Origin of the sequence: Streptomyces panacea (assembly GCF_040560175.1) — a bacterium.
Taxonomy (GTDB): domain Bacteria; phylum Actinomycetota; class Actinomycetes; order Streptomycetales; family Streptomycetaceae; genus Streptomyces; species Streptomyces panacea.
Window position 1 is genome coordinate 1 of the sequence record NZ_JARJHW010000276.1, and the last position, 6,714, is coordinate 6,714.

Here is a 6,714-nt window from a genome sequence, read left to right on the forward strand (position 1 = left end):
CGTGATCGCCGAGACGGCCCTGCCACCGGACAACGAGGCCAACACGGACGGGAACAGGCACTTCTACGGGTTCGAGTGCGAGAACCTGGGCGACGGCAAGGACCCGTGGCCCGCCGTCCAGGTCGAGGCCATGGAGGCCGCGGCCGCGGCCGTCTGCCGTGTCCACAAATGGAGCGCGCCCTCGGTCATCGGCCACCTGGAATGGCAGCCCGGGAAGATCGACCCCCGCGGCGTCTCCATGGCCAGCCTGCGCCAGAGCATCGACGAGCGCCTGGGTTCGCGGCCCGCCCCGCCGTACGAGGTCAAGTACGGCGACACCCTCTGGTCGATCGCCGCCGACAAGCTCGGCAACGGCCAGCGCTGGGGCGAGATCTCCCGCCTCAACAACCTGATCACCACCGCCCTGACCCCCGGCCAGGAACTCAAGCTCCCCAAGAAATGAGGCAGTTCGCCATGCCCAATCAGCCTGTAGAGAAGAAGGTCAGCGCCGCGACCGCCGGCGCGTACGCCGGATCCACCGGCCTCGTCGCCTCACTCGTCGCGATCCAGGACGACGCGCGCCTGGTGGAGTGGATGCCCAACGGGCTCACCCCGTTCGTCCTCGCACTCATACCGGCCGCGATCACGCTCGTCGGCGGCTGGGTCGCCAAGCACACCCCGCGCACCATCCCGCTGCGGCGCCGCGAGTCGGGCGTGTACGGGCCGGACGCCTGATGCTGATGGCGTCCGCGCTGTAGTTCCCCTGCACGATCCGGAGGTACAGCGTGGACGCTGCAACATGGGGTGCGGTCGGTCTCGTCGCGGCCGGTCTCATCACGGCACTCGCCGCCGTGTACGGGCACCGTGGGCAGCAGCGCGTCACACAGTCCGGGGTGCTCATCACCGGATACGGGGGCCTGGTAGATCAGCTCCAGGAGGAGCGGGCCCAAGCCCAGGCGAAGCTCACGGAAACCGAGCTCCGCCTGGCCCAGGCGTACGCCGACCTCGCTCAAGAGCGTGCCGACAAGGCGACCTTGGAACGACGGATCAGTGAACTGACCGCCGAGCGCGGCGAGTTGCGTGCGCGGATCGCCGAGCTGGAAGGGCACACGCCGTGATGGCCACACCGCACCGCAAGGCTGGTGTCCTCGTCCGGCGTTGGCGTCCCCTCGCACTGACCGCCGTTCTGCTCGTCCTGTCCGGCGCCCTGGTGCTCGTGTGGGTGAGGATCGACGCTGCCGACGGGCGTGCGGCCGATCTCGCCACCGAGGCGAACCGCCGCGGCACGGCAGTCAGCACGTTGGCCGGTGACGTGCGGGTGCTGCGCGCGCAGATATCCGCAGGGGGCGAAACACCGGCAGCGCCGGACCCAGCACGGCAGATCGACAATCTGCCGGACCGTGCCGAGGTACCTGTACCGATCCCAGGGCCGCCCGGCCCAGCAGGAGAGAAGGGGTCCCAGGGCACGCCAGGCCCCGCCGGACGGGACGCACCCACCCCGTCGCCCGGCCCCGCCGGGCCACCCGGTGAGGGCATCACCGGGCCACCAGGAGAAACCGTCGTGGGGCCTGCCGGACCTGCCGGACCCGCCGGCCCTGCGGGGCCTCCTGGCCCCGCAGGCGCCGACGGTAAGGACGGGGAGAACGGGGCCAACGGGGCGCCCGGACGTGACGGTCAGAACTGCCCGGACGGGTACACCCTCCAACCCCCAGCAGACGACCCCGACGCACTCATCTGCCGCCGCACCACTGCGCCCGAGCCCAGCCCCGACCCGCCACCAGGCAGCACGACACCGGGCGCCCTGCCGGCAGAACGACGAAGACTCTAACCACCGCGTCCCGCTCTCCTCCCCGGAGAGCGGGACGCTTTCGTCGTGTGTGGGAGTAGCGTTGTGGCACCACCTTCTGGCGGAGGTCCACATGAACAAGACCATTGGCGACCGCATTCGCGAGCTGCGCGAGTTTCGTGACGTCACCCAGGACGAGCTCGCCCAGCGGGCCGACGTGTCCGTGGATACCGTCCGGAAGCTTGAGCAGAACCAACGGCGGTCAGCTCGCATCGATACCCTGCGTGCTCTGGCGCGGGCCCTCGATGTCCAGCTCGAACGCTTGGTAGGACAGCCCACAGTGACACGTGAACTCTCCGATGACGGCGGTCTCCTGGCGCTACGTGACGCGATCCAGGATGTCGGCGCGCTGCCCGGTGTCCTGGTCGACGAGGACTTGGAAGATCCGCCTGGCGAGACCGAGTGGACCGCGTCGGTCAAGGCGGCTACGAGCATGTACTGGGAGGGCGGCTACTCGGCCCTGTCAGGGGTGCTACCGCTGCTACTGCGCGACGGACGGGCGGTCGCCAGGGAGACTCCCACCGAGAAAGTGTGGCGCCAGCTCGCGCTCGTGTACCAGCTCGCCGCGTCCCTCGCGACGCAGGCCGGGCACCCGGATTGGGCGTACTCCGCTGTTGAGAAGCAGCTGGACGCCGCGGCGCGGGCGAGCGATCCGCTGATGGCCGGCATGGGCGTGTCCACCCTGTCCTGGGTGCTGCTGCGGCAAGGCCGGTGGGAGCAGGCTCAAGCCGTCGCCGAGCGGAAGGCCGACGAGTTGGAGCCGTCGTTCCGCCGGGCCACGCCCAAGCAGCTTGCCGTGTACGGGAATCTGCTGGTCGCTGCCGCCACACCGGCGGCGCGTCAGGGCCAGCGCGATGACGCTATGGAAATGCTGACCGTGGCCGAGGCGGCGGCCACCCGGTCCGGCCCGGTCCGCGCGTACGGCAGCGCGTTCTCCGTCGTCGACGTCCGCACCCAGCAGGTGAACATCGCACTGGCAGGCCGGGATCCTGAGCCTGCTGAGGCACTGCGGCTGTCTCGCCGCGTCGACACGGACGAGATCACCCGACCTGTGCACTCAGCCGCGCATCGCGTTGATGTCGCGCAGGCGCAGCATCAGACCGGCGACCGCGAGGGCGCCCTGGAGACCCTGCTCCGGGTGGAGGAGGACCAGCCCGAGTGGATCCGCTTTCAGGTCCTGGCGTTGACGACGGTGCGGGAGCTGTGGGAAGCGGAGCGCCGGCGTAGTACTCCGCTGCGTGGTCTCGCTACGCGTCTCGGGATCGAGCCCAGTCTCTGACTCGGTAGGACAACACGTCCTAGTCCAGGCACACTTGACGGTGCGACTGGTGGCTTACGTCACTGGGCTGTAATCGCGTGGATCCCTAGCGTGATGTGCATGATGCGGCGTCGGCCTCACCTCCGCCAGAGACCGGCCGGCGCCGCTCCCATCACAGCCCAGGGAGCCCATCGTGAGCGCGCCCCACGAGAGCAGCACGGCCGCACGGCCGTTGGTCATCGACGCCCTTACGGGCGATCTCTTCGAGCTGATGGAGACGTACCCCACCAGCGTCTACATCCGCCCGCTACTCGGTGGCCGTGAGCTCACGCGCGACACGGAGAAAGTCCGAGAACCCACGGCGGACGAGCTGACGGCGGCCGACGGCGCCGCACTCCAGCGCGTGGCGGACCACGAACGCGATTGCTCCGCCTGCCGAGCACGCGCCGACGGCGGGTACTGCCCGAGGGCGGCCGCGCTGATCCGGGGCTCCGTAGCGGTACGCGACGCCGTAGCCGCGCTGACAGAGCAGCCGTGACCGGCGCACCGGCGGACGACGAGGCCGACGCCGCGTTCCGGGCCCATGGACTGTCATGCGTCGTCTGCACCGCCGGCCGCCCGTGCCAGGTGAACGACGACCTGCGGGCGGCCGCGCAGGTGGCTGCCGTCGCCGTGTTCGCTTACGTACCGCCGGGGGAGCCGGGTTACAGGACCCTCCGCATCTCGGACGAGTACGGCGTACACGAGGTGGCGCGTGTAGAAGTCGGTTCCTGCTCGTGGTGCCGCAAGTCGGACGACGGCCTGGTCGTCGTCGGGATCTTCCATTCGGACAGCGGGCCCGGCTGGGACATCCTCGCCTGCGCGTGGTGCGTGCGGCTTCACGACCTCCTGCCGCTCTCTGACCATCCGGAGGGCGGGTGGTGCACTCCAATGCACCGTGACCGCACGCCTGCTGGCATTCCCCCGGCTGTGCCGTGAGCGACTACGCGATGGGCGACTGTTTCCGCTGCGACCGCGCCGGACTCCAGGTGAAGCGCTTCGGCGAGATCACCGGACCAGAGGGAGAAACGCCCCTGCACGCCTGCCGCTCGTGCATCGAACGCCTGCTTGCCCTGCACCGTGGCGCCCACGAGGACCCGGTCCGCCGCTACATGCAACCCCACTGACCCCCGCCCCGGCCGTGACTCCGACCAAGAAACCCCGGCCGAGACGGGTCATGCACCACCCATCGAGAGAAGGGCACGGCACATGAACGGAACGGTACAGCGCTGGGCGATTGTCCAGGGCGACGAGGACAACACCGACATCGAAGACGGCGACGGCGGCGGCTCCAACCCGAGCAGCGGCTGCGGCGACAACGGCGGCTACCGCGCAAGCTGACACATCAGGACGGCCCGCCCTGGAAGACTGGGGCGGGCCGATCCGTCGCGAAGGGAAGATCATGACAGAGCCTGTGACGGGAACCGGACGAGTGACCGTGCTTCCGCTCCTCCACACGTGGCCGGACCAGTACGGCATCCTCACGTACACCACGTTGGGCGCCTTCGGAGAGACTGCCGTTATCGGCTACATCCCCATCGCCATCATCCCGGACATGCCGCTCATCGACATTGCCGCGCGGCACCAGCCGACGCGGGTGTACGGGTCCGCCGGAGGGCCCAGTTTCGCCGAGGCCTGCTGGCTGATGTGTGTGGGCTGGAGCGGGCGCGTGGTCCGTAAGCCGGGCACTCTCGATCTGGACGACGCGGAATGGTCGCTGGAGCGCGACAGCACCACGGATCTCTTCAAGACGGTCTACGGGCATGACCGCCTGCTTACCGGCCGATTCACCCTCACCGACTCCGAACACATGGCCCAGGCCCGCGCTCTGCTGCCCGCTCACGATCGCTCAGACCGAGCCGCAGGTCTAACCCTCGTCGGGTGACCCTGCGTCCCGTACGTTCCCGTCCAGCGGCTGGCCCTCGGTTCGCTGTTCGGGCTCGCGTACGAGCTTGTCGATCGGCATGTCGAGAGCGGCCGCGATGAGGAGCAGATCGCCGAACCGCGGTTCGCGTACGGCGTTCTCGTATCGCTGGAGGGAGCGGCGATCTAGGCCGGCCCTGTCGGCGAGTTCGTCCTGGGACCAGCGCCTCTCGGCTCGTGCTTTGGCGATGCGCTGGCCGAGCGCCCGGGATCGGGCCTCGATCCAGGCCGGTCGGGGATTGCGGCGTCGGGACACTCGACAAACGCAATGCGGGTACTGAGCATGAGTCAGTACCCAAACGGTCGCCAATGCCGCTCACGGCCCCTGCGGTCAGATGTCGCCCTGATGGTGACTCAGCCGCATTCGAGCGTGCGGAATATAACGGTCCAGAGGCAATTGCGTATTTGGTGCTGACACCTTGCATATGCCACGTCACGGTGAGCACATTGTTCCCACCCGTTCCTCACACCCCGTCAGGGGCCATCGCTGCCGCGAGAGGAGAAACGTTTCGAGCTGCTGACTACGGGGCGACGCCTCGACGCTGAACCGCAAGAACCCAGGACTTGTACGAGGGCGGAAATGGATAGAAAGCGCACGCGGCACAGGACGCTGGATCTTCAACTCGAAGCGATAGCTGACACTCTGGCGATGGCTCAGTATGAGCCGTCGCTGGAGCGCCGTGCGCAGCTCTTACTCGTGGTGGAGCGTGCGTTCGCCGCCTACCGCAAGAGCCACCAGGCGGCGGTACAGGAGCGACCCGGCCTCCGTCTATTACAGGGCGGTGCGGGGGCCGGCGCGCTGGCCCCGATGATGTGGTGGCGCGAGAGGCAGGGGGAGCGGGCGACGGCGGCGATTGGCGCGGTCACGGCGGCTGTTGGCGTGGGCGTCCTGGTGCTTGCTGTCTGCTCGGGCGACGGCGGGGGCGGCCCGCACCCGCCGCAGGCGGCCGCCACGGTGACCGTGTCGCAGACCGTTGGGACTTCGCACCCGCCGGAGCCACCAGAGCCGGCAGGAAGCGGTCTCGCGCCGGCTCCGGGCCCGTCCGCATCCGCGATGCCGACGCCGCCGGCCCACTCGGAAGCGGCTGCCCCGCCGCCCGAGGAGTCCAGCCCCGAGGCGCCGGAGGAGCCGTCACCCACCGGGCCCGGGGATCCGGAGCCGAGTGTCGCCCCCGAGCCGTCTCCGGAGGGCAGCGACGGCGAGGACGACCAGGAGCCGGCCGAGCCCGAGGTGCCGGACGGCGAGTGCCTGCTGGACATCGAGCTGTCGCTCATCGGCCTCGACTTCGAGGGTCTGCTCTGCCTGTGACTGCGGGAGCCCGCTTGTTCGCGCGGCAGTGCTCACCTGCTGAAACAGCAAGATCAAGTGGGAGCAGAATGGGAGCCGATCATGGTCCCCGACCGTGCTCGAAGGTGCTCGAACGTCCCCCAACGTGCCTGAACGTTCGTGAGAACGTCCAGGTCACGCGGGGGACAAGCGTGCCCCCGGCAGGATTCGAACCTGCGACACCCGCTTTAGGAGAGCGGTGCTCTATCCCCTGAGCTACGGAGGCGGGAGGCGGGTTGAGCCCGCGACGTGCGCCACAGCGCCCGGCGTGGCGCTCGATGGACAGGGTACCGGATCGGGGCTCGGGTGGAGGCGGGTGTCCTGCTGTCTCTTATACACATC

General features: G+C 69.2%; 11 protein-coding genes and 1 tRNA gene. 10 read left to right on the forward strand and 2 right to left on the reverse strand.

Going from position 1 to position 6,714, the window contains the following annotated elements; all coding sequences use genetic code 11:
* The 9 genes from P3L51_RS34190 to P3L51_RS34230 form a co-directional block, all read left to right on the forward strand.
* Nucleotides 1-442: LysM peptidoglycan-binding domain-containing protein (locus P3L51_RS34190; protein WP_354609250.1), on the forward strand; the 442-nt coding region annotated here is incomplete at its 5' end.
* A gap of 11 nt (nucleotides 443-453) precedes the next feature.
* Nucleotides 454-714, forward strand: coding sequence for a holin (locus P3L51_RS34195; RefSeq protein WP_354609251.1), 261 nt, complete (start codon nucleotides 454-456; stop codon nucleotides 712-714).
* 50 nt (nucleotides 715-764) lie between these two features.
* Nucleotides 765-1,097 (forward strand): hypothetical protein, encoded by a 333-nt coding sequence (locus P3L51_RS34200; RefSeq protein WP_354609252.1) that lies wholly within the window; start codon nucleotides 765-767, stop codon nucleotides 1,095-1,097.
* An 801-nt stretch (nucleotides 1,098-1,898) separates the two neighbouring features.
* The gene (locus P3L51_RS34205) at nucleotides 1,899-3,104 is read left to right on the forward strand and encodes a helix-turn-helix domain-containing protein (protein WP_354609253.1); all 1,206 of its coding nucleotides are present in this window, start codon (nucleotides 1,899-1,901) and stop codon (nucleotides 3,102-3,104) included.
* 172 nt (nucleotides 3,105-3,276) lie between these two features.
* Nucleotides 3,277-3,621, forward strand: coding sequence for a hypothetical protein (locus P3L51_RS34210; RefSeq protein WP_354609254.1), 345 nt, complete (start codon nucleotides 3,277-3,279; stop codon nucleotides 3,619-3,621).
* Nucleotides 3,618-4,061, forward strand: coding sequence for a hypothetical protein (locus P3L51_RS34215; protein WP_354609255.1), 444 nt, complete (start codon nucleotides 3,618-3,620; stop codon nucleotides 4,059-4,061). Before P3L51_RS34210 ends, P3L51_RS34215 begins: the two co-directional genes overlap by 4 nt.
* Nucleotides 4,058-4,249: a hypothetical protein gene (locus tag P3L51_RS34220; protein ID WP_354609256.1), complete on the forward strand. Its 192-nt coding sequence runs from the start codon at nucleotides 4,058-4,060 to the stop codon at nucleotides 4,247-4,249. The genes P3L51_RS34215 and P3L51_RS34220 overlap by 4 nt, the downstream gene beginning before the upstream one ends.
* A gap of 82 nt (nucleotides 4,250-4,331) precedes the next feature.
* The gene (locus tag P3L51_RS34225) at nucleotides 4,332-4,463 is read left to right on the forward strand and encodes a hypothetical protein (RefSeq protein WP_354609257.1); all 132 of its coding nucleotides are present in this window, start codon (nucleotides 4,332-4,334) and stop codon (nucleotides 4,461-4,463) included.
* A gap of 91 nt (nucleotides 4,464-4,554) precedes the next feature.
* Complete coding sequence (locus tag P3L51_RS34230; RefSeq protein ID WP_354609258.1) at nucleotides 4,555-5,007, forward strand: hypothetical protein; 453 nt, start codon at nucleotides 4,555-4,557, stop codon at nucleotides 5,005-5,007.
* Here P3L51_RS34230 and P3L51_RS34235 read toward each other — a convergent pair.
* Nucleotides 4,990-5,301: a helix-turn-helix domain-containing protein gene (locus tag P3L51_RS34235; protein WP_354609259.1), complete on the reverse strand. Its 312-nt coding sequence runs from the start codon at nucleotides 5,299-5,301 to the stop codon at nucleotides 4,990-4,992. The genes P3L51_RS34230 and P3L51_RS34235 overlap by 18 nt on opposite strands.
* A gap of 393 nt (nucleotides 5,302-5,694) precedes the next feature.
* Between P3L51_RS34235 and P3L51_RS34240 the strand changes: the two genes are divergently transcribed.
* Complete coding sequence (locus tag P3L51_RS34240) at nucleotides 5,695-6,354, forward strand: hypothetical protein (RefSeq protein WP_354609260.1); 660 nt, start codon at nucleotides 5,695-5,697, stop codon at nucleotides 6,352-6,354.
* Between the two features lie 171 nt (nucleotides 6,355-6,525).
* Here the strand turns inward: P3L51_RS34240 and P3L51_RS34245 are convergent.
* A tRNA-Arg gene (locus P3L51_RS34245) sits at nucleotides 6,526-6,598 on the reverse strand.
* Nucleotides 6,599-6,714: the final 116 nt, after the last annotated feature.

Excerpts from the sequence above, each read along its gene's own strand:
- P3L51_RS34195 (WP_354609251.1), top strand. The coding sequence starts at position 454 with ATGCCCAATCAGCCTGTAGAGAAGAAGGTCAGCGCCGCGACCGCCGGC.
- P3L51_RS34205 (WP_354609253.1), top strand. The coding sequence starts at position 1,899 with ATGAACAAGACCATTGGCGACCGCATTCGCGAGCTGCGCGAGTTTCGT.
- P3L51_RS34225 (WP_354609257.1), top strand. The coding sequence starts at position 4,332 with ATGAACGGAACGGTACAGCGCTGGGCGATTGTCCAGGGCGACGAGGAC.
- P3L51_RS34240 (WP_354609260.1), top strand. The coding sequence starts at position 5,695 with ATGGCTCAGTATGAGCCGTCGCTGGAGCGCCGTGCGCAGCTCTTACTC.